The organism is Methylobacterium sp. E-066, from assembly GCF_022829635.1.
In the GTDB taxonomy this organism is placed as follows: Bacteria; Pseudomonadota; Alphaproteobacteria; order Rhizobiales; family Beijerinckiaceae; genus Methylobacterium.
The window spans coordinates 69,997-93,633 of the sequence record NZ_JAKSYO010000092.1; the positions used below are offsets into that span (position 1 = coordinate 69,997).

Genomic DNA, 23,637 nt, shown 5'->3' on the forward strand with positions numbered 1-23,637 from the left:
GACGCGCCCCGCCCAGCTTAGCCCGCCTGCGATCCTCGCGCGAGCCGGATAACACCCCGTAAACGCGCAGGCCTCACCCGATCACATCGGCGTGGTTTCCGGTCCGGCAGAAACTGCCGGGTCGGCATCTCAGGCCGGTCAGTGCTGCCGGGCAGGTTGCGGCCAGTGTCTGATCCGACAAAGACTTAGCTCTGGCACGGCGGTTGCGGTCGCTTGATCCTGCCGGCCAGTGCGGCGCGTATCGGGATCGCATGCCATGGATCTTTTCACCGCCCTGCAGACCTCGGTCTCCGGACTGCAGGCGCAGTCCTACGCCATCAGCAACATCTCCGGGAACATCGCGAACTCGCAGACGACCGGCTTCAAGCGGATCGACACCAGCTTCGTTGACATGATGTCCGAGACCACGCCGAAGCGCGAGGTCGCGGGCTCCGTGCTCGCCCAGTCGCAGCTGACCAACACGATCGCCGGCAACGTCGTGGCCTCGAGCGTCCCGACCAACATGGCGATCAACGGCAACGGCTTCTTCACGGTGGTCCGCAAGACCGGCGATTCGAACGGCGCCGCCACCTTCAGCGGCACCAACGTCTACACGCGCCGGGGCGATTTCTCGCAGGACAAGGACGGCTACCTGGTCAACGGCGCCGGCGGCTACCTGACCGGCACGAATCTCGACCCGGTCACCGGCCAGGCGACCAGCACCGGGCTGCTCAAGATCGGCAACACGTCGCTCCCGGCCCAGCCGACGACGTCGCTGACCTACGCGGCCAACCTGCCGGCGACGCCGGCCACCACGGCGTCCGCCACCTCGGGCTCCGACGTGTACAATCAGCTGCCATCAGCGGTCGTCCTGACGGGAGCCACGGTGCCCGGGCCCACGGTGCCCTCGGCGAGCGCCGGAACCTTCGTGAACAACAGCATCGCGGGCCCGTCGATCACCGCCTACACGCAGACCGGCGCGCCGGTCACCCTGAGCACGCGCTGGGCGAAGGTGCAGGATGCCGCCACGACCCCGACACAGAAGGCGGCGGTCTGGAACCTGTACTACGCCTCCAATCCCTCGGCCTCGGCGAACGCGACGGACTGGCAGAATGTCGGGACGGCGTTCACCTTCGACTCCACCGGCAAGCTGACCGCGCCGACGACGAGCCCGGTCACGCTCGGCGACGTGAAGGTCGGCGACTACACCTTCTCGGGCATGACCATGAATGTCGGCACGGCCGGCCTGACGCAGTACGCCGACACGTCGGGTGCCGTGACCACCAACACGCTGAGCCAGAACGGCAACAGCGCCGGCACGCTGACCAGCGTCGCCATCGGCGAGGACGGCAAGATCAACGGCACGTTCTCGAACGGGTCGGTGCTGGGGCTCGCCACCGTCGGAATCGCCCAGTTCGCCAATCCCGACGGGCTGAAAGCGGATTCGAACGGCAATTACCTTCAGACCGCCGATTCCGGTCCTGCCCTCGTCGGGCTGAACGGGAGCACGATCACGGGCGCGAGCAATGAACAGTCGAATACCGACATTGCGAGCGAGTTCTCTAAGATGATCGTAACCCAGCAGGCCTACTCTGCGAACACGCGGGTCATGTCGACGGCCCAGACGATGATGTCTGACCTGCTCAACGTGATCCGCTGAGTGAGGGCGCGATCCGAACCGCGGAGGCCGTGAGATGTCGCTGAACGCGCTTTCCACCGCGACCGCCGGGCTTGCGGCCACGCAGGCGGCGATCAACCTCGTCTCGCAGAATGTCGCCAATTCCGGCACGGCGGGCTACGTCAAGCGGACGCTCTCGACGGTCGCCACCGGAACCAACAATTCCGGAGTCGCCACCGGGACGATCACCCGCAGCTTCGATGCCGCCGCGCTCAAGCAGCTGCGGCTCGAGACCTCGGGGGCGGCCTACACAAGCACGAAAGCCGGCATCGCGTCCCAGCTCGACGCGCTCTACGGGACCCCCGGCAGCGCGGCGTCGATGGACGGCACGCTGAACACCTTCACCGAATCGCTCCAGGAGCTCGCCGCCAACCCGACCTCGGCGGCCGCCCGCACTACCGTGCTGAGCAACGCCTCGGCGCTGGCCAGCCAGATCAACGGCGCCGCCGCCTCGGTGCAGAACCTGCGCACCGGGGTCGAGGCGCAGCTCGGCACCGACACGCAATCGGCCAGCACTCTGCTGTCCAACGTCGCGAAGCTCAACGCCAAGATCCAGAACACCACCGACGCCTCGTCCCTGGCCGATCTCCAGGACCAGCGCGACCAGGTGATCAACACGCTCTCGGGCTACATGGACGTCCAGACCGTCGCGCAGCGCGACGGGACCGTCTCGGTGCTGACCCAGTCGGGCGTGACCCTGGTCGATCGCGGCAACGCGGCGACGCTGAGCTTCGACGGGCACGGGTCGCTGAGCGCGAATTCGAGCTACTCGACGGATCCGACGAAACGGACGGTCGGCACCATCACGGCGACGCTGCCGGGCGGCGGCAAGATCGATCTCGGGGCGCCCGGCGCCATCCGGTCGGGGAGCCTCGCCGCCGGGATCGAGCTGCGCGACCAGACCCTGCCGCAGGCCCAGCGCCAGCTCGACGACCTCGCCGGGGGGCTCGCCAGCGCCCTGACGAACACCAGCGTCGGCGGTACACTCAACACCACGACCACCTCCGGTGTCACGGCCAGCGACACCACGATCACCCTGCCGAAGATGCAACCCGGCAATTCGGTGACCTTCCAAGTGACCGACAGCACGAACACGGTGCGGAACGTGACGCTGGTCGCGTCGACGACCCAGAGCAACGGCACGATCATTCCCGCCGGACAGACGACGGATGCCAGCGGCCTGACGCTGACGTTCAACGCCAGCGGCGGTCCGACCACCTACTTCACGCAGATCCAGGCCGCGCTGAACACATTCAACAGCGATCCCGCGTCCGCCCCCTACAAGCTCCCTGCGCTCGGCGTCACGAACGGCCCTGCGACGGCGGCGAATGCGACGCTCACGCTCACGGCGGGCGGCAAAGTGGCGAGCGCCGCGACCGCCAGCATCACCCAGCCGACATCGCCGAGCGATCTGACCACGGGCTACCCGCAGATCGCCCTGTTCACCGACGTCTCCGCGGCGCCCCCGCCAACCCCGCAGCTGTTCACCGGTTCGTTCGACAGCGGCTCGCAGCTCACCGGTTTCGCGCAACGGATCGCGGTCAATCCGGCGGTTTCCGGGAACACCGCGGTCCTCACCGCATCGAGCGCCACGGATACGAGCGCCTCCGGTGGCCGCGCGCAGGCGATCTTCACCGCCCTGACCTCGGCCCAGCAGACGTTCTCGTCGTCGAGCGGCATCGGCGGCGTCTCCGCGCCCTACCGGGCGAGCGTCGTCGGCTTCGCACAGGACGTGATCGCCTCGCAGGGCTCCGCCGCCTCGAACGCGGCCGCGCTCAACGACACCCAGCAGACCGCGCTCTCGACCGCGCAGAGCCGGTTCTCCGCGGGCGCGGGCGTCAATATCGACCAGGAGATGTCGAACCTGATCGCGTTGCAGACCGCCTACGGCGCCAATGCCCGGGTGCTCACCGCCGCGCGCGACATGCTCAACCAGCTGCTGCAGATCTGACCATGACGACGATCTCACCCTTCGCGGCCGGCTCCTACGTCGCCAACCGGAACACCTCACAGCTCCTGACGCTGAAGAACCAGCTGAACGACCTGTCGAACCAGCTCTCCAGCGGCAAGGTCTCCCAGACCTATGGCGGCCTCGGCACCGGGCGCTCGACGGCGCTCGGCGCCCAGGCGACCCTGAGCGCGCTCAACGGCTACGGCGCCGGCATCACCGCCGCCCAGACCCGGACGAACCTGGCGGTCACCAGCCTGACCCAGGTCGCAAAGCTGGGCACCGACGCCCGCACGGCCCTGAACAACGGCCTGCAGAGCGTGGCGGCCAACACCACCGCGGGGCGCTCGATCGCGCTCGCCAACCTGCAGACGGCGCTCGACACCCTCAACCAGTCGGCGGCGGGCAGCTACCTGTTCGGCGGCCGCGATACCACGACCCAGCCGGTGCTCGACGCCGATACGATCCTCAACGGCACCACCGACAGCCAGGGTAACAAGCTCGCCGGCCTCACCGCGCTGATCAACGAGCGCGTCACCGCGGAGCTGGGCGCGGGCGGCAACGGCCGGCTGACGCAGACCTCGCCGAGCGCCACCTCCGTCCAGGTGACCGAGGAGGGGAACGCCGCGACGCGCGGCACGTTCGGCTTCACCCTGACCGGCACCCCGACCACGACCGGAACGGCGCTCAACGCCTCGATTACCGGAACCGGCCCGGCCTCGCTGAACCTGAGCCTGTCGGCTCAGCCCACCGCCGGCGACAGCGTCAGCTTCGCGCTGAAGATGCCGGATGGCACCTCCACGACCGTGACGCTGACCGCGGCCGCCAGCGCGGATTCCAGCTCGACCACGAGCTTCGCCATCGGGGCGAGCGTCAACGACACGATGAAGAACCTGTCTGCCACGCTGACCAACGCCCTCAAGGGTGCGGCCACCGGCACCCTGGCGGTGAACGCCACCGCGGCGGTGACGCAGGACTTCTTCACCGGCTCGGCGAAGGGCGGCCCGTCCGGGGCCGGGATCATGCCCCAGCAGCGCATCGTCTACGATGCGAGCAAGAACCCGATCAGCTACACCCCCGCCACCGCGACCAACACGGTGCTCTGGTACCAGGGTGAGAACAGCTACGACACGTCGACGAACCCGCCGCAGCCCACCTCGGCCCTCGACACGCAGTCGGTCCAGGTCAGCGCGACCGGCAAGGTCGGCACCGGCGCACGCGCCAACGACCCGACCGTCCGGAACGTGCTCGCGGGCCTGGCGACCATGGCCTTCGCGCTGCCGACGACGAGCGATGCCAACACCAGCGCCACCTACCAGACGGTGGTCAACAAGGCCGGGACGCTGCTGTCGTCCTCCGACCAGACCAATCCCAGCGTCCAGGATACCGTCACGCAGCTCAGCATCGCCTCGACGCGGCTGTCGAACGCCAAGACGACCAACGCCGCCACCCAGACGACGGTCCAGAACACCCTCGACGGGATCGAGCAGGCCCCGACGGAAGAAGTCGTCGCCAAGCTGCTCGATGTCCAGAACCGACTGCAGGCCAGCTACTCGGTCACCGCCTCGCTCTCGAAGCTCTCGCTGGTCAATTACATCAGCTGACGCCGGTATTCGGCTGCGCCACCATAGTGTCGCCGCTTTCCCGCAGTGAAGCGCGGATCGCGGTCGCTGCGACCGCCCGATCGAGGAGAGGTCCGCATGGCGCTGTCCGAACCCGTCCGCGCGGTCCGCCGCCTCGGCTCCACGGCGCAGATCGGCGCCATCGTGTTGGCCGAGCAGGCGATCGACACCTATCTCGACGGTTATGGCCGGCCCGACGACCGCGCCGTCGCCCTCGATATCCTGTTGCGCGACCTCGCGCGTCTCCGCTTCTTGGAGCCCGACGTCGACGGCTTCATCGGCGAGGTCGAGCGCTACATCGATCTGCTGTACCGGTCCCTCTCGCGCCGGGCCGCCTGAGATGGCCCGGCTTCGTTCGAGTGCCCTGGTTCTCTCGGCAGCGCTCGCTCTCATCGGCCCTGCCAAGGCCCGGGATCTCGAAAAGGCCCCAACCGCAGCGGCGGCGATACCGTGCCCGGCGAAAGGGCCGGGTTTCGTGCGGATGCCCGGCAGCGCGAACTGCATCCGCGTCTCCGGCCGGGTGATCGCGGGCGCCGACCTGCGGGCCGGTCACGGTGCCGGCGCTTCGAGCCCACCCGTCATCGCCGGCCGCCTGGCAATCGACAACCGCGCCGACACCGATCTCGGCGAGGTCCGGACCTACCTGCGGATCGGAAACGGCCAGCGCCGGCGCGGCGGCCTTGATTGAGTCTCACGGGAGAGATTTACTTGAGCGTGCGTCTCTCCAACCCTCGCCCTCATCCTGAGGCGACGGGGCGAAGCGGAGGCCTCGAAGGAGCCCTCCAGGGATCGCGCGGCCGGCTGGAGGGCTCCTTCGAGGCCCGCTGACGCGGGCGCCTCAGGATGAGAAAGGTGGGTTGGCGTATCTCTATCCGCGATCGTTGCCGACGCTGAACCCTACAGATTCCGCGACAACACCAGTGGCCCGCTGCGCGCGCCGCGTCCGTACGGAGACGGGGCCGGGGCCTGCCGTCCGTAGCCCGACGGCATCTGCGCCCGGGCGATCTCCTCCGCCAGCGACTTGATCAGCCCCTCGGAGACGGATTTCGCGCTGTCGAGGACCGACTGGTTCGCCTCCACGGCGGCGGTGAAGCGGCGATGGGCGGCCCGCAGGGTCTCGACCCCGTCCGGGTTGAAGCGCTTGAGCGCTACGGCATTCGCCTTGGCGACTTCGAGCCCCTGCATGTAGGCGGCCGCCAGGGCGGCCTTGGGCTCGGCCGCCGCCAGACCCTCGGGCAGGCGCCCCGCCCGGACATGGGCGGCCTCCTCGGCCAGGACGGATTCCAGCGCGGCCATGTTGGCCAGCACGCCCCCGACCAGCGCCTCGGCGGTGACCCGGTCGGCGACGCGCAGCGGTTCAGCCCTTTGCATTGGTCGCTCCATCGCTCGCCGCCCCCTGCATCTTCATGATCTCACGGAACACCGAATCGGCGATGCCGACGCCGCCGCTCTTCACGATCTGTCCCGCATATTCCTTGGTCAGCATCGAGCGGTAGACGCCGCCGCCGGTGCCGTTCTCGCCGAGCGGGCCTTCGGTCCCGTCCGACTGCACCATCCGGTCGAGGCTGTTCTCCAGGAACATCGACTCGAACTCGGTGGCGGTCTTGTGCGCTTTGGCGGTGCTGCCGGTCTTGAGGATGCCGTCTGATACGCTGGTGGCGATGGATTTCCCGACGCCGGCGGCGGCGGTGGCCGCGAAGTTGGCGAGTGGCAGCATGATTTGGCCCTCCAGTCCCTTCATGGGGCATCGTCTTTTTCCGAAAGCCGGCAACCACCTTTCGGGACGATGCACGCGACAATCACATCAGCTCGATATCGGCCTGGAGCGCTCCGGCGGTCTTGATCGCCTGGAGGATCGAGATCAGGTCGCGGGGGCCGACCCCGAGGGCGTTGAGCCCGTCGACCAGCTCGCGCAGGCTCACGCCCTCCTTGACCAGGGCCAGCTTGTTGCCGTCCCCGGTATCGACCTTCAGGCTGGTGCGCGGCACCACGGTGGTCCGGCCGTTCGACAGGGGCGCCGGCTGGCTCACCTGCGGCTGCTCGCTGATCGTGACCGTGAGGTTGCCCTGCGCGATCGCCACCGTGGAGACGCGCACGTCGCGGCCCATCACGATGATGCCGGAGCGCTCGTCGACCACCACCCGGGCGGTCTGGTCGGGCTCGACCTTCAGCTGCTCCACCTCGGTGATCAGGCGGATCATGTTGCCGTTGTACTTGGCCGGGATCTGGATCGTGACGGTGGCCGGGTCGGTCGGCTCGGCGGTGTCGGCGCCCATGAAGTCGTTGATCGCCGCGGCGATCCGCTTCGAGGTCGTGAAATCGGGGTTGCGCAGGGAGAGGCGCAGGGCGCGGGCGTCGTTCAGCTTGAACGCGATCTCGCGCTCGATATTGGCGCCGTTGGAGATGCGGCCGTTGGTCGGCACGCCCCGGGTGATCTTGGCGGCATCGCCCTCGGCGGAGAAGCCGGCGATCGCCACCGAGCCCTGCGCCAAGGCGTAGACCTCACCGTCGGCGCCGAGCAGCGGCGTCACCAGCAGCGTGCCGCCCTGGAGGGATTTCGCGTCGCCGAGCGACGAGACGGTCACGTCGATGCGGGTTCCCTGCGCGGCGAACGGCGGGAGGCTCGCGGTCACCATCACGGCGGCGAGGTTCTGGGTGCGCATCGTGGCGCCCCGCGTGTTGACGCCGAGCCGCTCCAGCATCGCCTGAAGCGACTGCTTGGTGAACGGGATGTTGTTGAGCGTGTCGCCGGTGCCGTTGAGGCCGACCACGATGCCGTAGCCCACGAGCTGGTTCTGGCGGACGCCCTCGATCGAGGCGAGGTCCTTCACCCGCGACAGGGCGAGCGCCGGGCCGGAGGCCATCGTCAGCAGCAGCGCACCCACGACGAGGGCGGCGAGGGCCGATCCGATGAGACTGAAGGGGTGGCTCGGGCGCATGCCGGATTTTTTGAGGGTGAACGGACCTGCCTCTCTCCTGCCAGCCCCGTGCCAGGTGGATTTTTTCGTTAAGTCTCTGAGGGAAAATATCATTCTGCGGCCGGTATGCAGCCGCCGATTACAATCGACCGGCACCGAACCTGCCGACCCGGCAGCTTCTGCCGGTCTGTTTACCGGTGCTTAACCCTGCCGGCGCGAGTGTCCGAGCAGCGCAGGGGCGCCCGGAGCGACACGAACAGCATCATGCGCGTCGAGACTCGCCAGCCGATCCAGAATGCCGGCGGCGTCGCGGCCAAGGGCCGGGCCGAGGGCGGTCGCGGCTTCAGCCTCGATGCGGCGCCGACCTCCGCCTCCGGCACCGGTGCACCAGCTGCGGCGGCGACCCTGGCCGGGCTCGACGCGGTGCTGCTCCTTCAGGGCGAGACCGAGACCCCGCAGGAGCGCCGCCGCCGCACGGCCAAGCGCGGGCACGACCTCCTCGACGGCCTCGATCGCCTCAAAGCTGCAATGCTCGGCGGCCGCGTCGCCCCGCAGGATCTGCGCGCTATCGCCGGCCGTCTAGCCGAGCGCGCCGCGTCATCGGGGGATCCGCGGCTGGACACGCTCATGGGCGAGATCGAGCTGCGTGCCGCGGTGGAACTCGCCAAGCTCGAAGGCCGACGCAGCGCATAGCTGCACCGCCGTCATTGCGAGCGGAGCGAAGCAACCTAGGGAAACGCCACCTCCCGGGATCGCGCGTCACACTGGGTTGCTTCGCTCCGCTCGCAATGACGGATCGCTTTACGGCCGCTACCCCGCCCGCCGCTTCGGCCCGGTGGGCAGCATCTGCGGCTCGCCCGGGCCGGTTTCGACCCCGAGATCCGGCACCGCGATGATCGGCGCACCCCGCAGGTCCTTGCGGGTGACGATCGCGCCGCGCTCCTCAAGATAGGCCAGCATCCGCCGGGCTCGGCCGCCCGAGCTGGTGCCGTAGGCGTCGGCCAGCATCGCGTCGGTGGGACAGGGGGCGCCCTCGATCGCTGCGCGCGCGACCACTAGGAACAGGCCGGCGAGGTCGTCCGGCAGGCCGGCCGCGATCTCCTGGGCCCGCTCCCAGGTGGAGTTGTCGGCAACCGCCCCGCCGGCCTCGGCCCGGGCCACCGCGAGCCGGCGCTTGAATTCCGGCAAGCCCATCGTGTCGCCGCGCAGGCGGCGGATCCGGCAGCGGACGGTGAAATCCTGGTAGAGCGTCGCGGGGGTGCAGGCGGCGGCGTCGGCATCGGCCAGGACTGAGGCCAGAACCTCGGCCAGCGCGGCCTCGCGCGCCTCCGGATCCATCGGCTCCTCTTCGGGCTCCTCCGGCGGGGCCGGGGGGCGGTAGCTGGCGAGCTGGACGAGCACGTCCGGGGCCGCCACCGGGCGCGGCTTCGGGCGCGGCATCGGCGGCGCCAAGCTGTCGGCCGGGCTCGCCGTGAGGATCAGCGCCCGGGCATCCTCGGTCGGATCGGGAAGGGGGACGAGCACCGGCGATGAGCTGCGGCTCACCGTGAGGGTCGGACCCACCGCGATGGTGAGCGGGCGCCGTGACAAGGCCGGCCCGAGGGCCACGAAATGGCCCCGCGGCAGATCGCGGAACGTCTCGGCCTGGCGGCGCTCCAATCCCAGAAGATCGGCGGCGCGGGCCATGTCGATGTCGAGGAAGGTCCGGCCCATCAAGAAATTCGAGGCCTCGGCCGCGACGTTCTTGGCGAGCTTGGCGAGGCGCTGCGTCGCGATCACGCCGGCGAGCCCGCGTTTGCGCCCGCGGCACATCAGGTTGGTCATGGCGCCGAGCGACAGGCGGCGGGCCTCGTCCGAGACCTCGCCGGCTGCAGCTGGGGCGAAAAGCTGCGCCTCGTCCACCGCCACCAGCATCGGGTACCAATGGTCCCGGTCGGCATCGAACAGGCCGCCGAGGAAAGCGGCGGCGGCGCGCATCTGCCCCTCGGCGTCGAGATTTTCCAGCGACAGCACCACCGAGACCCGGTGCGTGCGCACCCGCGCGGCGATGCGCTGGAGGGCGACATCGTCGCCGTCGGCCTCCACGACCACGTGGCCGTAGCGGTCGGCGAGGCTGGCGAAATCGCCTTCCGGGTCGATCACCGCCTGCTGCACGAGCCCGGCGCTCTGCTCCAGCAGGCGCCGGAGCAGATGCGACTTGCCGGAGCCCGAATTGCCCTGGACCAGGAGCCGGGTGGCCAGCAGTTCGGTGAGGTCGAGGAGCGCCGCCTGCCCGCCGGTCAGGCCGAGATCGATATCGGAACGCATGGCCGCTCCATACCACGCCGAAACCGGATCCGTGCGTGCTCTGGATGCGCTGTCCACGCTTCCTGCGCGGCTGCAATGCCGCGGCCGCGCTGGACCCGGACGCCGCCGCCCTGTACGGGCCGCCCTCCCTCGAAACAAACCGGATCCCCACCACGATGGCGGCCTGCGGCCTCGATTTCGGCACGTCGAACACCACCCTGGGGCATCTCGCGGCGGCGGGACCGGCTCTGCTACCGCTCGAAGGCGCACATCGGACCATCCCCAGCGCGATCTTCTTCGAGCCCGGCGAGGCGCCGCTGATCGGCCGGGCCGCCACCGCCGCTTATGTCGACGGCCATGCCGGCCGGCTGATGCGCGGCCTGAAATCCGTGCTCGGTACGCCCCTGATGGACGAAGCGACCCCGGTCGGACGGGAGCGCCTGCGCCTGCGCGATATCATCGCCCGCTACCTCTCGGCTGTGAAGGCGCGCGCCGAGGCCGCCTGCGGGCAATCCCTCGACACCGTGGTCCACGGCCGGCCGGTGCATTTCGTCGATGGCGACGCGGAGGCCGACCGGCGGGCGGAAGACACGCTGCGCGACATCGCCCGGGACGTCGGCTTCCGCGAGGTCTCGTTCCAGTACGAGCCGATCGCCGCCGCCCTCGACTACGAGCGCCAGGTCCGGTCGGAGGAGATCGCGCTGATCGCCGATATCGGCGGCGGCACCTCGGACTTTTCGATCGTGCGCCTGTCGCCCGAGCGGCGGGGCCGGCCAGACCGGGCCGGCGACATCCTCGCCAATGACGGCGTGCGCATCGGCGGCACCGATTTCGACCGGCAGCTGAGCCTCGGCACCGTGATGCCCCTGCTCGGCCTCGGTAGCCCGATGCGGCGCGGCGACCTGGCAGTGCCGAATGCCTATTACCACGACCTCGCCACCTGGTCGGCAATCAACCGCCTCTACAATGCGAAGACCCTGCGCGAGATCGACGAGGTGATCCGGGACTGCGCCAAGCCCGACTTGGTCGAGCGCCTGCGCGCGGCGGTCGAGGGTGAGCGCGGCCACGCTTTGGCCGGGGCCGTGGAGGGCGCCAAAATCGCCGCCTCCGAGGCTGGCACGACGGATCTCGATCTCGGCCTGATCGAGCCGGGCCTCGCGGCCGAGGTGAGCCGCGACACGCTCTCGACGCAGACCGGCGACCTCGCCCGGGCGGTTGCCGCCCGGATCGCCCGCTGCCTCGCCCAGGCCGAGCTCGGGCCGGAGCGGATCGACGCGCTGTTCCTCACCGGCGGCTCCACCGGCCTGCCGCACCTGCGCGCCGCGCTCACCGCCGCGCTGCCGGCGGCCCGGGTGGTGGAGGGCGACACGTTCGGGTCGGTCGGCCTCGGCCTGACCATCGAGGCGGCGCGGCGGGCGGGGTAACGGGGCAGGGCGCGGATTCCGTTCGAGGGCTTCGCGGCGGCCTGCACCGTCATTGCGAGCGCAGCGAAGCAACCCAGTGCAGCGCGCTTCCTAACTGTAACGTGTCCCTGGGTCGCTTCGCTGCGCTCGCGATGACGGCGTGACGCGGAAAGCCGGCCCCAGTCCAGGTCGGCAACGACTTCCGAAAAGGAACCCGACGACACCTTCGCCGGGCGCGAACGGTCGACCGCTCAGGGCATATCCAGCGCGATCACCGATAGCCCGAACCCCGCGATTGACGGGCCCGCCGCGATCCCCGACAAGGCGGGCGCCTCGCGCCCGGAGAGACCGGCGGCCCATCCTTCCCCTCCGCGCCGCCCCGCCCGATGCTGTTCAACTCCTTCGTCTTCCTCCTCGCCTTTCTGCCGGCCGCGCTGATCCTGCACGCGCTGGTGGCGCGCGCGGCGCCGGCCTGGCGGCTGCGGCTGCTCGTCGTCCTGTCCTTCGTGTTCTACGGCTGGTGGGATGTCCGGTTCGTGCCGCTGCTCGCTGGCTCGATCCTCGCAAACTGGTGCGTCGCCCGCCTCTATCGCCGATGGCCGGGGCGGTGGCTGATCCCGGCGGCGATCGCAGCCAACCTCGCCCTGCTTGGGCTGTTCAAGTACCTCGACTTCTTCGCCGACCTCGCCAACCTGATCCCGGGCCTGGAGGCACCGCGATTCGGGCTGGCGCTGCCGCTCGGCATCTCGTTCTTCACCTTTCACCACATCATGTATCTCGCCGACCTGCGGGCCGGCCGCGCGCCAGCCTTCGGGCTGACCAAATACGCCCTCTACATCGCGTTCTTCCCGCAGGTTCTCGCCGGCCCGCTCGTGCGCTGGAGCGAGATCATGCACCAGTTCGACGAGGAGCCTTACGCGCGGCCCGACGCGGCCGAGCGCTTCGCCCGCGGGCTGATGCTGCTCACGGTGGGCCTCGCCAAGAAGGTGTTTTTGGGCGATCCGCTCGCGGCATACGTGAACCCGGTGTTTCAGGCGGCTGCCGCCGGCAAGGTGATCACCGTCGCCGAGGCGTGGCAGGCGACCCTAGGCTTCACCTTCCAGATCTATTTCGACTTCTCCGGCTATACCGATATGGCGCTCGGCATCGCGCTGCTGTTCGGACTGGTCCTGCCGCAGAATTTCGACGCGCCCTATCGCGCCACCTCGCTGCGCGACTTCTGGCGGCGCTGGCACATGACCCTGTCGCGGTTCCTGCGCGACTACCTCTACATCCCGATGGGCGGGAACCGGCGCAGCCTGAAGCGGCAGGTCGGAGCGCTCGCCGCCACCATGACCCTCGGCGGCCTCTGGCACGGAGCGGGGCTGACCTTCCTGACCTGGGGCGCCCTGCACGGGCTCGGCCTCGGCGCCGGGTTGCTGGCGCGGCGGGCGCGGATCACGGTTCCGACGCCCCTCGGCTGGCTGCTCACCAGCCTGTTCGTGATGCTGACCTGGGTGCTGTTCCGGGCCGCCAGTTTCGAGGCGGCGCTGCTGATCTTCAAGGGCCTGTTCGGCCTCGCGCCCCACGGTTCCGGCTTCAAGTGGCGCACCATCGCGGTGGCGGCCCTGGTCGCCATAGTGGGCCCGACCGCGTGGGCGGCGGTCCATCGCCTGCCGCCTAAGCGCGTCCTCGCCTTCGGCTTCGCGCTCCTGTTCGTCGTCGTCCTCCTCAAGATTGGGGACGATGCGAATTACGAGTTCATCTACTTCCAGTTTTGAGGATGGCGCGCGTTCAACCCCCACAGGATCGGGCCTGGCGCGGGTTCACCCGCACCCTGTTGCTGGCGATGGCCGGGTTGTTCGCGGCATATCTCACCCTCGCGGTTGTGGTCGATCCCTACGATACCGGCCGCTCGTCCCTGCTCTCCCGCGGCGCCATCCGCCCGCAGGGGCCGCGCACCGCCTCGGCTCTGCGCGGCCGCGACCCGGCCTATTCCGGCGCGGTGATCGGCAATTCCCACATCCAGCTGATCGAGCCGGCGGCGCTGACCCGGCTCACCGGGATCCCGTTCGTCCAGCTCTCGGTGCCGGCCACCGGCCCGGCCGAGCAGTTCGCGCTGCTCGGCTGGTATCTGAAGCATCACGCCCGACCCGACGCGATCGTGCTCTCGGCCGACGCGTTCTGGTGCTCCGACGATCCGACCTTCCCGAGCGAGCACGGCTTTCCGTACTGGCTGCTCGGCGATTGGCCCGACTATCTCCAGGGCCTGCTGCGCTTCACCGCCGCGCAGGAGACGATCAACCGCCTCGGCTGGCTCCTGAACCCGCGCCGGAAGCAGGCCGCATCCGACGGTTGGTGGGATTACGAGTCGAACTATCTGAGCCAGGGCTTCGGTCGCGACCCGGCCAAGAAGGCGGCTCTCGAACGGCCCGTCGGACCCGAGGCCGAGCCGCATCACGGCGGCCCGTTCCCGGTCGCCGACCGGCTGCGCGTCGAGTTGGCGGGGGTCCCGGCCGAGACCGCTGTGGTGCTGGTCTTTCCGCCGGTCTACGCCCGCGCCGAGCCGCCGGCCGGCAGCCCCCGAGACGCAGCCGAGGCCGCCTGCCGGGCGCAGGTGCGCTCCGCGCTTGCCGTTCACCCGCTGAATACGGTCATCGACGGACGCGCCGGGCGTCCGGAAGCGGACAATCCAGACTTATTCTTCGACCAGACCCATTACCGGCTGCCGCTCGCCCGGGCCTTGACCGACGAAATCGCTGCCGCAATCGTACGGTTGCGTACGCACGCGACTGAATAACCCCTAGACCGTGGCTTGTTTGTCGCACGCGCGGACGCATTGGAGACAACATCCATGCCCTGCAACGCTGCGCGTTGTCGCGATTAAGCACCTCGACTATACGGCACCTCACGTTATCGCCGCGCACCGGCCATCCCCTGGTGGGCGGTTACGATCCAGCGAGGGTGACGCATGGCGAAGGTGACGCTGGAGGACGGCTACGTCCCGTCCGACGACGAGCCCTTCATGAACGACCGGCAGCGCGAGTACTTCCGGCGCAAGCTCCTGAGCTGGAAGAGCGACATCCTGCGCGAGGCGCAGGACACGCTGGTCGCGCTGCAGAGCGAGAACGAGAACCATCCCGATCTCGCCGACCGGGCCTCGTCGGAAACCGATCGGGCGATCGAGCTGCGCGCGCGCGACCGCCAGCGCAAGCTCACCGGCAAGATCGACGCGGCGCTCGCCCGCCTCGAGGACGGCTCCTACGGCTTCTGCGAGGAGACCGGCGAGCCGATCTCGCTGCGCCGCCTCGACGCCCGGCCGATCGCGACCCTGTCCCTCGAAGCCCAGGAACGGCACGAGCGCCGGGAAAAGGTTTATCGCGACGATTGAGGGGACCGGCGGTGCGATCCCAGCTGCTCGCTGGACGGCCGACCCTCGTTGAACACCTGATCAGGACCGGCCCTTTCCGGCACGGCACGACGAATGCCGCTGCAGCCGCCCCGTCCGTATTCCGCTGCGGGCGAACGGAGAGACGGCGCGAGATGAATGTCATCTCCGGCGCTGTTGAGGCTGATGGAGGGCACGGACCCGGATCGACATGGATCGATCAGTCTGGCTCGTGGCTCGCAGGACGATCAATAATGACGATCCGATCGAGCGGATCGCCATCGGCCGGGCCATCCTTCCGCTGAAGGTCGTGTTGTGGGGCCGATACCCCACCGGATCGGCGATGGGCCGCCATTGACGCTCGGCCCCCCGGCGCCACTTCGTCGGCGGCATCCCGGCCGGAGACATGTATGCGAATCCCCAGGACAGCCGCGATCGTCTCAGGGCTGATCGCGTCGCTTGCGCTCGCCGGCTGCCAGGCGCCCAAGCCTGGGCCGGCCGGGCCGCCGGGGCCGAAGGGCGATCAGGGACCGCCCGGCCCGCAGGGGCCGCCGGGCCTGAACGGCGCCACCGGCGAGCGCGGTCCCGTGGGGGATCGTGGCCCCGCCGGTACGGCCGGACCTCCGGGGCCGGCGATGAACACGCTGGTGCGGCTCGACGTGGCCTGCCACCGCGATGAGGAGCTGATCGGCGCCTATTGCCAGGGCATGGCGGTGGTGCCGTCGGTCACCGTAACCGAAGGCGTGGCCACGGTCGGATGCCTCGATATGACCGCCAAGGCCGCGAAGGACGCGAAACCGGTCGCCGTCTGCATGAGGAAGCCGTGAGACCTCTCGCCCTCGCCTTGCTCGCCGCCTCGGTCGCGTCCGGGGCGCATGCACAGCCGTTCCTGCCCACAGAGCGGGCCGCGATCGACCTCGTGCGCACGCGGCACACCGACAGCCTCGCCACGGTGGACGGGACGCTCGCCTATGCCGAGCGCGCCACCGGCGGCGCGTTCAGGCGCGGCGGCTACCGGGTCGTGCGCCGGCCCGGCGAGCCCTTCGCCCGGGTGCAGATCTGCTACCGACTGGGGATCGACCCGCCGATCTGCGGCCTCGATTACCTGGTCACCGTCAACCCGCCCCATGTGGAGCCGGCCGAGCGCTATGACGGCCTGGCGCGGGACCTCGAACACGGCCCCCGGGCCTTCCTGCGGGCGCTCGCCCACGAGGCCGATCTCCAGCGTCAGCCCGCGATCCTGAGACGGATCCAGGCCGCGCTGGAGCCCTACGATCCCTACGATTGGCGTTAAACGTTACACCAGCCGCGGCCAGCCCAGCAGGCGTTCGGGTGCGAAGGCAGCTACCGGCACCGTGGGCTTCCGGCCGGTGGCGAGGTCGGCCACGATTTCGCCGGTGATCGGCCCGGTGGACAGGCCGATATGGCCGTGGCCGAAGGCGAAGAGTAGGCCCTTATGCCGAGGTGCCGGGCCGATCACCGGCATCCCGTCGGGGGTGGACGGGCGCGAGCCGAGCCAGGGCTCGTTGTCCAGGGGGCCACCCAGCCGCAGGGTCTCGGCGGCCTCGCAGGAGGCGGCCTCGATCTGGGTATGGTCCGGGGCGGCGTGGCGGGCATTCAGCTCGACGCCGGAGAGCACCCGCACCCGATGGTCGCCCATCGGCGAGAGGATCGAGCCGGCGCCGGTATCGAGCACCGGCCGCGTCAGGGGCGGGCTGTCGGGGTGCAGGGCGTAGTGACGGTGGTAGCCGCGCTCGGCCGCCACCGCGAAGCGGTAGCCCAGGGTCCTGGCGATCGCCCCCGAAGCCGCGCCCGCCGCCAGCACCACCTGCTTAGCCCGCACCGCGCCGGCCTCGTGGACGACACGCCACCTGTCCGTCTCCGGCGACAGCCGTTCGACGCTGCCGCGCAGACGCCGTCCGCCCAGGCCCGCGAACAGGGCCTCGCAGGCCTCAATCAGGCGGCCGGGCTCGCGCACCGAGCCGGTCTCGGTGAGCAGCATTGCCCGGGCGTAGGGGCGCACCACGGCGGGCTCGATATCGCGGATCCCAGCCGTGTCGAGGATGTCGAATGCCACCCCGTGCCCTGAAAGAATCTCCCGTTCCAGGGCGGCGGCCTTGAAGGCGGCGTCGGTGCGGTAGGCCTTGAGCCAGCCGGTCCGCTGCAGCCGCTCGCTGGTGCCGGCTCGCGCGGCGAGGCGTTCGTGGGCCGGGTAGGCGGCGCTCGTCAGGGGCAGCAGCGCGGCGGCGGCCCGCCGCCAGCGTGACGCCCGGGCGCTCGCCAGGAAATGCGCCGAGTAGGGCAGGATCCGCGGCAGGTGTGTGTAGCGCAGGCGCAGGCCTCGGTCGGCATTGCGCAGATAGGCCGGGAGCTTGCCCCACAGGGCCGGGCTCGACATCGGCAGGATCGAGCCGCGGCTGACGACGCCGGCATTGCCGTAGGAGGTCCGGGCCCGGGCCTCGCCGGGATCGCACAGGACCACGTCGAGGCCGCGATCCTTCAGCGCGATGGCGCAGGCCAGCCCGACCATCCCGCCGCCGACCACCACGATATCGGCCGTCTCGTCCATCCCGCGCATCCCGAGCCACGCCAAGGGGGGCGTTCTGACGGGTTTTGCCGACGCTGGGTAGCGGGCTGGCGCATGGGCGGCGGCGGTTCGCGCCACCCATGCGCGAAGGGACGCGCAAAACCCGCGGCAGATCGGCTACAGAGCGGAGCATGACGCTCGTCCGCTTCGCTCCCTCGCCCACCGGCTACCTGCATATCGGCAACGCCCGCCCGGCTTTGCTCAACGCGCTGTTCGCACGCAAGGCGGGTGGCCGCTTCCTGCTGCGCCTCGACGACACCGACGCCGAGCGCTCGACCGAAACCTTCGCCGGGGCGATCCGGGAGGATCTCGCCTGGCTCGGCATCACCTGGGACCTGTTCGCCCGCCAGAGCGACCGCAAGGCCCAGCACGACGCCGCCGCCGACACCTTGCGCGCGGCGGGGCGGCTCTATCCCTGCTACGAGACGCAGGAGGAGCTCGAACGCCGGCGCAAGCGCCAGCTCGGCCGTGGGCAGCCGCCGATCTACGATCGAGCGGCGCTGCAGCTCACCGCGGAGGAGCGCGCCGCCCTGGAGGCCGAGGGCCGCCTGCCGCATTGGCGCTTCCTGCTGGAGGCGCGCACGGTGACCTGGGACGACCTCGTGCGCGGACCGGCCCATGTCGACTGCGCGTCGCTGTCCGACCCGGTGCTGATCCGTGCGGACGGCAGCTACCTCTATACCCTGCCCTCCGTGGTGGACGATGCCGATCTCGGCATCACCCACGTGATCCGCGGCGAGGACCACGTCACCAATACCGGCGTGCAGGTGCAGATCTTCGAGGCTCTGGGCGCCACTGTCCCGGTTTTCGGCCACCACAACCTGCTCACCACCGCGGACGGGGAGGGGCTGTCGAAGCGCCTCGGCCACCTGTCGCTGCGCGGGCTGCGCGAGGCCGGCTACGAGCCTGCCGCCGTTCGCTCGCTGGCCGTGCTCACCGGCTCGGCCGAATCGGTGCGGGCCGTGCCCGATCTCGACACCCTGGCGAGCCTGGTCGATCTCGGCGAGATCTCGCGTGCGCCGGCCCGGTTCGATCCCACGGAGCTCGACGGGCTCAACGCCCGGCTCGTCCACGCCATGCCGTACCCGGAGGTCGCCCCGCGCCTGGCCGATCTCGGCATCCCGCCTGAGACCGCCGAGGCGTTCTGGCTGGCGGTGCAGCCCAATCTCGGCCGCGTCTCGGAGGCGCGGGACTGGTGGCAGGTCGTGGCCGGCCCGATCACCCCGGTCATCACCGAGGAGGCCGTGATCGCCGCGGCCCGCGAGGCCCTGCCGCCGGAGCCGTTCGGCGCCGAGACCTGGAAGGCCTGGACCACCGAGATCCGCAGCCGCACCGGCGCCAAGGGGAGGGGCCTGTTCATGCCGCTGCGCCTCGCCCTCACCGGCCTGGAACACGGGCCGGATCTCGCCGGGCTGCTGCCGCTGATCGGCCGAGACCGGGCGGCACGGCGGCTGGCAGGAGAGGCGGCGTAGCGCCTACTCCGCTTCCTCTTCCTCCAGCCGCGTCACCAGCAGCTTGTCGATGCGGCGGCCGTCGAGATCCACCACCTCGAAGCGCCAGCCGGCGATGTCGCAGGTTTCGCCGGTCTCCGGCAGGTGCTGGAGCGTCGCGATGACCAGCCCGGCGGCGGTGGCGTAGTCGCGCGAGGGCGGCAGGCGCAGGCCGAGCTGGTCGGCCAGCTCGTCGGCGGGCATCGATCCGGCGATCAGCCAGGAGCCGTCCGGGCGGCGCACCGCGTCCGGCTCGAGGCTCTCGGAATGGAACGCACCCGCGATGGCGTCGAGGATGTCGGCCGGGGTCACGAGCCCGTCGAAATGGCCGTACTCGTCATGCACCAGCGCCATCGGCACGGGCCCCTTGCGCAGGGCGTCCAGGGCATCGAGGGCGTCCAGGGTATCGGGCAGCACGGGAGCCCGGCGGACATGCGCCCGCAGATCCAGGGGCTCGCCGCGCGACAGCGGTCCGATCAGGTCGCGCACCTGCACGACGCCGATCATGGCGTCCGGGCCGCCATCGGCCACCGGCAGGCGGGCATGGGGGCTCGCGAGCAGCCGCTCCCGGATGGTTTCGGGATCGTCCGACAGGTCGAGCCACACGACCTCGGTGCGCGGGGTCATGACGCCCCGCACCAGCCGGTCACCGAGCCGGAGCACGCCGGAAATCATCGCGCGCTCGCCGCCCTCGATGACGCCCGCCGTTTCGGCCTCGGCCACGAGGCTGCGGATCTCCTCCTCGGTGACCGCGCTGGCGCTCTCGGTCTCCTGGCCGATCAGCCGGAACACCGCCCGGGTCGAGGCGTCGAGCAGCCACACCGCTGGCAGGGCGGCCCGGGCGACGAGCCGCATGCCGGGCGCCACCGCGCAGGCGATCCCCTCCGGGTTGCGCAGGGCGAGGTGCTTCGGGACCAATTCGCCGATGATCACCGACAGGTAGGTGATCACCCCGATCACCAGGGTGTAGCCCAGCGTGTCGGCCCAGCCCTTCGGCAGGCCGAGATCGATCAGCGTCAGCGCCAGCCGGTCGCCCAGTGCGGCGCCCGAGACCACGCCGGACAAGATGCCGATCAGGGTGATACCGATCTGGACCGTGGAGAGGAATCGTCCCGGCTCCTCGGCAAGCGCCAGGGCCGCCTTCGCGCCCGGGCGGCGCGCGTCCGCGTAGGCGCGCAGGCGACTCTTGCGCGATGAGACCACCGCCAGCTCCGAAAGAGCGAAGACGCCGTTCAGCGCGATCAGCAGGACGACGGTGACGAGCTCGATCAGGCGGGCTTGCAGAGCCGGGGTTCCGCAACGCGGGCCGGGCTTCCTCTGATGACACGGGCTTTTAACATGGGTGCGGGGCCCGAACCGTTCAACGGCCAAGCCTGTGCTGGCGCTTCAGCTCGTGCTTGACCGGTCTTTTCGACCCTCGCCCTCATCGTGAGGTGCCCGCGCCGGCGGGCCTTGAAGGAGCCCTCCAGGGAGCGCGCGGGTTCTGGAGGGCTCCTTCGAGGGCGACGCTGCGCGCCGCCACCTCAGGATGAGGGGGGAGGTTGGGATAATCGTCTTTCGACCGAGATCGCGACGGCCAACAAGGTCTCAGCGCGGGCGCGCCTCGATCAGCACGGAATCGAGCAAAAAGCTGCCGTCGGCCTCTATGGCAAAATGCGCGGCGACTTCGACCGGCGCCGAGGCCTGGAGGGCGCGGATCGCCGCCGCGTTGACCTCCGGCGTCCGCATCCGGGCGATCCAGCTCGCGTATTCCATGCGCGGCCGGCTCGCGAGCGCCTCGCCGGGGACGAAGCCGGCTATCTCCAGCATCCGGCGCCATTCCGACACACGGTAGTCGCGGACATGCGAGGGATCGCGCAGCAGCTCCACCGCCTGGAGATGCGTGTCGAGCAGCGGCTCTTCCGGGGCGACGGCATCGCAGACGACCAGCAGGCCTTCCGGCTTCAGCACCCGCCGCGCCTCTGCCAGGGCGGCCGGGACGTCGCGCCAATGGTGGGCGCTGTAGCGGGTCAGCACCGCATCGAAGGCGGCGTCCGGGAAGGGCAGGGACTCGGCGGCGCCCTGGCGGGTTTCGATCCGGTCGAGGCCGCGCCGCCCGGCCTCGGCGGTGACCGCGGCCAGCATCTCGGCCGAGAGGTCGTAGGCCGTCACCGCGGCACCGGCCGCGGCGGCCGCGAAGGCGACATGGCCGCCGCCGCAACCGAGATCGAGCACCCGCGCCCCCGGCAGCCCGCGGACCAGCGCGCCGATCCGGTCGAGATCGGCGCCGGCGGCATGGACCGCGCTTGTCACGTAGGCCGCGGCCTGGGCGCCGAACTGATCGACGACGTGGCCGGCATGGTTGCGTGCGCTCATGGGTTCCTTCCCCGGTTCAGGAGCATCGTCCTGGCGACCCGGTTGCGGACGATGCGCCGGGCTGGGGCGATCCGCAATCACCGGCATGCCGGGACGTGCGGTCGACCTTCACGACAGGGCGCAATCCCAATCCTGCCGGCCATGCAGGACGCGAACGACCAGGATGCCCGCCTCATCCTCGACGTAGACGATCATGTGAGCCCTGTAGGGATCGAGCCGCATCGGCGGCGCGAATTCCCGCCGCTCATGCGCCATACGGGGATTCGCGGCGAGCATCCGGAACGCGTCGAACAGGCCGTCCTGGTAGCGCTCGGCCTGGGCCATGCCGACGCGCAGCGCGCCCGCTGCGTAGGCCTCGGCGATGTCCTCATCGGCCCGCGGGGACGTCCGAAAGTTCATTTTGCCTGGAGGGCCGCCAATCGCTCCCGTCCGAGTTGGCGGATCTCGTCTACCGACCGGCCGCTGATGCCGCTTGCCAGGCCCTCATCGATCAGCCGTTGCAGCTCGCCGATCTTGGCCAGGCGTTCCTGGTCGCGCCGGATCAGGTCGCGCACGTAGTCGCTCGCATTGGCGTAGCGGCCCGTGGCGGCCTGTTCCTCGACCCAGGCCTTCATGGGGGCGGGCAACGAGATGTTCATGCTCGCCATGCTGGCCTCTCCTTGGGGCAGCATGGCAAAGTTCGGCAAAGACTGTCAAAAAACGCGCGCTCGGCCGTTCTGGATGCGCTTCAAACCGTCAGCGGCGCCAGCCGCGACAGCCGAATCGCGATGGCGAGGGCCAGACCGTAGAGGCCGCCCACGAACAGCACCACGCCGGTCCAGCCGGAATGGGCGAAGAACCAGCCGCCGGCGGTGCCGAGCACCGAGGAGCCGAGATAGTACAGGCACAGGTAGATCGAGGAGGCCTGCGCCCGGTCGCGCAGGGCCCGCCGCCCGACCCAGCTGCTCGCCACCGAATGCGCCCCGAAGAAGCCGATGGTCACCACCACGACCCCAGCGACGATCAGCACGAAGTTGTCGGCTGCCGTCATCAGGATGCCGACGAGCCCGAGCCCGGTGGCGAGCCACAGCACCCGCCGCCGGCCGAACCGGCTCGCCAGCTCGCCGGTCACGGGGCTGCTCACCATGCCGGCGAGGTAGACGGAAAAGATCAGGCCGATCACCGTCTGGCTCAGGGAGAACGGCGGGTCGAGCAGGCGGAAGCCGATATAGTTGTAGATGCAGACGAAGCCGCCCATCAGCAGGAACGCCTCGGCGAACAGCCAGGGCAGGCCGGCATCGCGGACATGATGGCCGAAGCTGCCCGGCACCTCGCGCCAAGCCATCCGGCGCGGCACGAAGTTGCGCGCGGGCGGCAGCCAGCGCCAGAACGCGAGCGCGGCGACCAGCGCGAGGCCGCCGATCGTCGCGACCCCGACCCGCCAGTTCACATGGTCGGCCATCACCCCGCTGATCAGCCGGCCGGACATGCCCCCCAGCGCGTTGCCGCCGACCAGCAGCCCCATCGACAGGCCGATCGCCTGAGCATCCATCTCCTCCGCGAGATAGGCCATCGCCACCGCGGGCAGGCCGCTCGCGGTCAGCCCGGACAGCGCCCGCAGGACCAGAAAACCGTGCCAGCTCGGCACCAGGGCTGCCACGATGGTCAGAAGAGCGGAGGCGAACAGGGAGGCCAGCATCACCGGCTTGCGGCCCCAGATCTCCGAGAGCGGGCTCACCACCAGCAGCGCCACGGCCAGCAGGCCGCAGGGCAGCGATAGGGCAAGGCTGCTCTCGGCCGGCGAAACGCCGAATTCATCCGAAAAAATCGGCAGCAGCGGCTGCACCGCGTACAAAACCGCGAAGGTCGAGAACCCGGCGGCGGCGAGCGCCAGAGCCGTGCGGCGGAAGACCGGCGTGCCCGACCGGATCAGCCGCTCGTTGCCTTCGCTCGCCATGCATCGTCCCGCGTTGCAAAAGCATCATCCCGAAAGGTGGTCGCCGGCTTTCGGAAAACGATGATGCG

General features: G+C 70.2%; 23 protein-coding genes. 13 read left to right on the top strand and 10 right to left on the bottom strand.

The features are described 5' to 3' along the window. The first annotated feature begins 256 nt into the window (after positions 1–256). The 5 genes from MKL20_RS11860 (at position 257) to MKL20_RS11880 (ending at position 5,915) form a co-directional block, all read left to right on the top strand. Entirely contained in the window at positions 257–1,639 is a 1,383-nt protein-coding gene (locus tag MKL20_RS11860) for a flagellar hook protein FlgE (RefSeq protein WP_244036827.1), read from the top strand. 34 nt (positions 1,640–1,673) lie between these two features. After that, on the top strand, positions 1,674–3,608 hold the full coding sequence (gene flgK, locus MKL20_RS11865; protein WP_244036828.1) for a flagellar hook-associated protein FlgK: 1,935 nt from the start codon (positions 1,674–1,676) through the stop codon (positions 3,606–3,608). 2 nt (positions 3,609–3,610) lie between these two features. Then, positions 3,611–5,209, top strand: coding sequence for a flagellin (locus MKL20_RS11870; protein ID WP_244036829.1), 1,599 nt, complete (start codon positions 3,611–3,613; stop codon positions 5,207–5,209). A 96-nt stretch (positions 5,210–5,305) separates the two neighbouring features. Continuing rightward, the gene (locus MKL20_RS11875; protein WP_244036830.1) at positions 5,306–5,566 is read left to right on the top strand and encodes a hypothetical protein; all 261 of its coding nucleotides are present in this window, start codon (positions 5,306–5,308) and stop codon (positions 5,564–5,566) included. Positions 5,567–5,708: 142 nt separating this feature from the next. Further along, complete coding sequence (locus tag MKL20_RS11880) at positions 5,709–5,915, top strand: hypothetical protein (protein ID WP_244036831.1); 207 nt, start codon at positions 5,709–5,711, stop codon at positions 5,913–5,915. 209 nt (positions 5,916–6,124) lie between these two features. On the opposite strand, the gene MKL20_RS11885 is transcribed toward MKL20_RS11880, so the two are convergent. The 3 genes from MKL20_RS11885 to MKL20_RS11895 all read right to left on the bottom strand — a co-directional run bounded on the left by MKL20_RS11885 (position 6,125) and on the right by MKL20_RS11895 (position 8,166). Continuing rightward, on the bottom strand, positions 6,125–6,598 hold the full coding sequence (locus MKL20_RS11885) for a hypothetical protein (protein WP_244036832.1): 474 nt from the start codon (positions 6,596–6,598) through the stop codon (positions 6,125–6,127). Continuing rightward, entirely contained in the window at positions 6,585–6,944 is a 360-nt protein-coding gene (locus MKL20_RS11890) for a rod-binding protein (protein ID WP_243972987.1), read from the bottom strand. Before MKL20_RS11890 ends, MKL20_RS11885 begins: the two co-directional genes overlap by 14 nt. An 82-nt stretch (positions 6,945–7,026) precedes the next feature. Next, positions 7,027–8,166 (bottom strand): flagellar basal body P-ring protein FlgI, encoded by a 1,140-nt coding sequence (locus MKL20_RS11895; RefSeq protein ID WP_244036833.1) that lies wholly within the window; start codon positions 8,164–8,166, stop codon positions 7,027–7,029. A gap of 243 nt (positions 8,167–8,409) precedes the next feature. Between MKL20_RS11895 and MKL20_RS11900 the strand changes: the two genes are divergently transcribed. After that, complete coding sequence (locus MKL20_RS11900) at positions 8,410–8,838, top strand: flagellar assembly protein FliX (protein WP_244036834.1); 429 nt, start codon at positions 8,410–8,412, stop codon at positions 8,836–8,838. A 117-nt stretch (positions 8,839–8,955) separates the two neighbouring features. Here MKL20_RS11900 and MKL20_RS11905 read toward each other — a convergent pair whose 3' ends face one another. Then, a complete protein-coding gene (locus tag MKL20_RS11905; protein ID WP_244036835.1) occupies positions 8,956–10,452 on the bottom strand; it encodes an ATP-binding protein in 1,497 nt (498 codons plus the stop codon). Positions 10,453–10,607: 155 nt separating this feature from the next. Between MKL20_RS11905 and MKL20_RS11910 the strand changes: the two genes are divergently transcribed. The 6 genes from MKL20_RS11910 (at position 10,608) to MKL20_RS11935 (ending at position 16,495) form a co-directional block, all read left to right on the top strand. Beyond that, a complete protein-coding gene (locus MKL20_RS11910; RefSeq protein WP_244036873.1) occupies positions 10,608–11,855 on the top strand; it encodes an Hsp70 family protein in 1,248 nt (415 codons plus the stop codon). Positions 11,856–12,220: 365 nt separating this feature from the next. Beyond that, positions 12,221–13,594, top strand: a complete 1,374-nt coding sequence (locus MKL20_RS11915) for an MBOAT family O-acyltransferase (protein ID WP_244036836.1) — start codon at positions 12,221–12,223, stop codon at positions 13,592–13,594. Between the two features lie 2 nt (positions 13,595–13,596). Beyond that, positions 13,597–14,613, top strand: a complete 1,017-nt coding sequence (locus MKL20_RS11920; protein WP_244036837.1) for a hypothetical protein — start codon at positions 13,597–13,599, stop codon at positions 14,611–14,613. Positions 14,614–14,784: 171 nt separating this feature from the next. Further along, on the top strand, positions 14,785–15,204 hold the full coding sequence (gene dksA, locus MKL20_RS11925; protein ID WP_050733124.1) for an RNA polymerase-binding protein DksA: 420 nt from the start codon (positions 14,785–14,787) through the stop codon (positions 15,202–15,204). A 407-nt stretch (positions 15,205–15,611) separates the two neighbouring features. Continuing rightward, positions 15,612–16,028 (top strand): hypothetical protein, encoded by a 417-nt coding sequence (locus MKL20_RS11930; protein ID WP_244036879.1) that lies wholly within the window; start codon positions 15,612–15,614, stop codon positions 16,026–16,028. After that, complete coding sequence (locus tag MKL20_RS11935) at positions 16,025–16,495, top strand: hypothetical protein (protein ID WP_244036838.1); 471 nt, start codon at positions 16,025–16,027, stop codon at positions 16,493–16,495. Before MKL20_RS11930 ends, MKL20_RS11935 begins: the two co-directional genes overlap by 4 nt. Positions 16,496–16,498: 3 nt before the next feature. On the opposite strand, the gene MKL20_RS11940 is transcribed toward MKL20_RS11935, so the two are convergent. After that, complete coding sequence (locus MKL20_RS11940; protein ID WP_244036839.1) at positions 16,499–17,770, bottom strand: NAD(P)/FAD-dependent oxidoreductase; 1,272 nt, start codon at positions 17,768–17,770, stop codon at positions 16,499–16,501. Between the two features lie 149 nt (positions 17,771–17,919). Between MKL20_RS11940 and gltX the strand changes: the two genes are divergently transcribed. Then, positions 17,920–19,260 carry a glutamate--tRNA ligase gene (gltX, locus tag MKL20_RS11945; protein ID WP_244036840.1) on the top strand — a complete coding sequence of 447 codons (1,341 nt, stop codon included), beginning with the start codon at positions 17,920–17,922 and terminating at the stop codon, positions 19,258–19,260. Between the two features lie 3 nt (positions 19,261–19,263). Here the strand turns inward: gltX and MKL20_RS11950 are convergent, their stop codons facing one another. From MKL20_RS11950 to MKL20_RS11970, 5 genes are all read right to left on the bottom strand, one after another. Next, a complete protein-coding gene (locus MKL20_RS11950) occupies positions 19,264–20,550 on the bottom strand; it encodes a hemolysin family protein (RefSeq protein ID WP_244036874.1) in 1,287 nt (428 codons plus the stop codon). Positions 20,551–20,865: 315 nt separating this feature from the next. Continuing rightward, a complete protein-coding gene (locus MKL20_RS11955; protein ID WP_244036841.1) occupies positions 20,866–21,633 on the bottom strand; it encodes a class I SAM-dependent methyltransferase in 768 nt (255 codons plus the stop codon). A 108-nt stretch (positions 21,634–21,741) separates the two neighbouring features. Continuing rightward, entirely contained in the window at positions 21,742–22,032 is a 291-nt protein-coding gene (locus MKL20_RS11960) for a type II toxin-antitoxin system RelE/ParE family toxin (protein WP_244036842.1), read from the bottom strand. Further along, positions 22,029–22,280, bottom strand: a complete 252-nt coding sequence (locus MKL20_RS11965; protein ID WP_244036843.1) for a type II toxin-antitoxin system ParD family antitoxin — start codon at positions 22,278–22,280, stop codon at positions 22,029–22,031. The genes MKL20_RS11960 and MKL20_RS11965 overlap by 4 nt, the downstream gene beginning before the upstream one ends. A gap of 80 nt (positions 22,281–22,360) precedes the next feature. After that, a complete protein-coding gene (locus tag MKL20_RS11970) occupies positions 22,361–23,569 on the bottom strand; it encodes an MFS transporter (protein ID WP_244036844.1) in 1,209 nt (402 codons plus the stop codon). Positions 23,570–23,637 lie beyond the last annotated feature (68 nt).

Bases quoted from the DNA above. Each gene is read 5' to 3' on its own strand.
- MKL20_RS11860 (WP_244036827.1), top strand. From the start codon at position 257: ATGGATCTTTTCACCGCCCTGCAGACCTCGGTCTCCGGACTGCAGGCG.
- flgK (WP_244036828.1), top strand. From the start codon at position 1,674: ATGTCGCTGAACGCGCTTTCCACCGCGACCGCCGGGCTTGCGGCCACG.
- MKL20_RS11870 (WP_244036829.1), top strand. From the start codon at position 3,611: ATGACGACGATCTCACCCTTCGCGGCCGGCTCCTACGTCGCCAACCGG.
- MKL20_RS11875 (WP_244036830.1), top strand. From the start codon at position 5,306: ATGGCGCTGTCCGAACCCGTCCGCGCGGTCCGCCGCCTCGGCTCCACG.
- MKL20_RS11880 (WP_244036831.1), top strand. From the start codon at position 5,709: ATGCCCGGCAGCGCGAACTGCATCCGCGTCTCCGGCCGGGTGATCGCG.
- MKL20_RS11885 (WP_244036832.1), bottom strand. From the start codon at position 6,598: ATGCAAAGGGCTGAACCGCTGCGCGTCGCCGACCGGGTCACCGCCGAG.
- MKL20_RS11890 (WP_243972987.1), bottom strand. From the start codon at position 6,944: ATGCTGCCACTCGCCAACTTCGCGGCCACCGCCGCCGCCGGCGTCGGG.
- MKL20_RS11895 (WP_244036833.1), bottom strand. From the start codon at position 8,166: ATGCGCCCGAGCCACCCCTTCAGTCTCATCGGATCGGCCCTCGCCGCC.
- MKL20_RS11900 (WP_244036834.1), top strand. From the start codon at position 8,410: ATGCGCGTCGAGACTCGCCAGCCGATCCAGAATGCCGGCGGCGTCGCG.
- MKL20_RS11905 (WP_244036835.1), bottom strand. From the start codon at position 10,452: ATGCGTTCCGATATCGATCTCGGCCTGACCGGCGGGCAGGCGGCGCTC.
- MKL20_RS11910 (WP_244036873.1), top strand. From the start codon at position 10,608: ATGGCGGCCTGCGGCCTCGATTTCGGCACGTCGAACACCACCCTGGGG.
- MKL20_RS11915 (WP_244036836.1), top strand. From the start codon at position 12,221: ATGCTGTTCAACTCCTTCGTCTTCCTCCTCGCCTTTCTGCCGGCCGCG.
- MKL20_RS11920 (WP_244036837.1), top strand. From the start codon at position 13,597: ATGGCGCGCGTTCAACCCCCACAGGATCGGGCCTGGCGCGGGTTCACC.
- dksA (WP_050733124.1), top strand. From the start codon at position 14,785: ATGGCGAAGGTGACGCTGGAGGACGGCTACGTCCCGTCCGACGACGAG.
- MKL20_RS11930 (WP_244036879.1), top strand. From the start codon at position 15,612: ATGCGAATCCCCAGGACAGCCGCGATCGTCTCAGGGCTGATCGCGTCG.
- MKL20_RS11940 (WP_244036839.1), bottom strand. From the start codon at position 17,770: ATGGACGAGACGGCCGATATCGTGGTGGTCGGCGGCGGGATGGTCGGG.
- gltX (WP_244036840.1), top strand. From the start codon at position 17,920: ATGACGCTCGTCCGCTTCGCTCCCTCGCCCACCGGCTACCTGCATATC.
- MKL20_RS11955 (WP_244036841.1), bottom strand. From the start codon at position 21,633: ATGAGCGCACGCAACCATGCCGGCCACGTCGTCGATCAGTTCGGCGCC.
- MKL20_RS11960 (WP_244036842.1), bottom strand. From the start codon at position 22,032: ATGAACTTTCGGACGTCCCCGCGGGCCGATGAGGACATCGCCGAGGCC.
- MKL20_RS11965 (WP_244036843.1), bottom strand. From the start codon at position 22,280: ATGGCGAGCATGAACATCTCGTTGCCCGCCCCCATGAAGGCCTGGGTC.
- MKL20_RS11970 (WP_244036844.1), bottom strand. From the start codon at position 23,569: ATGGCGAGCGAAGGCAACGAGCGGCTGATCCGGTCGGGCACGCCGGTC.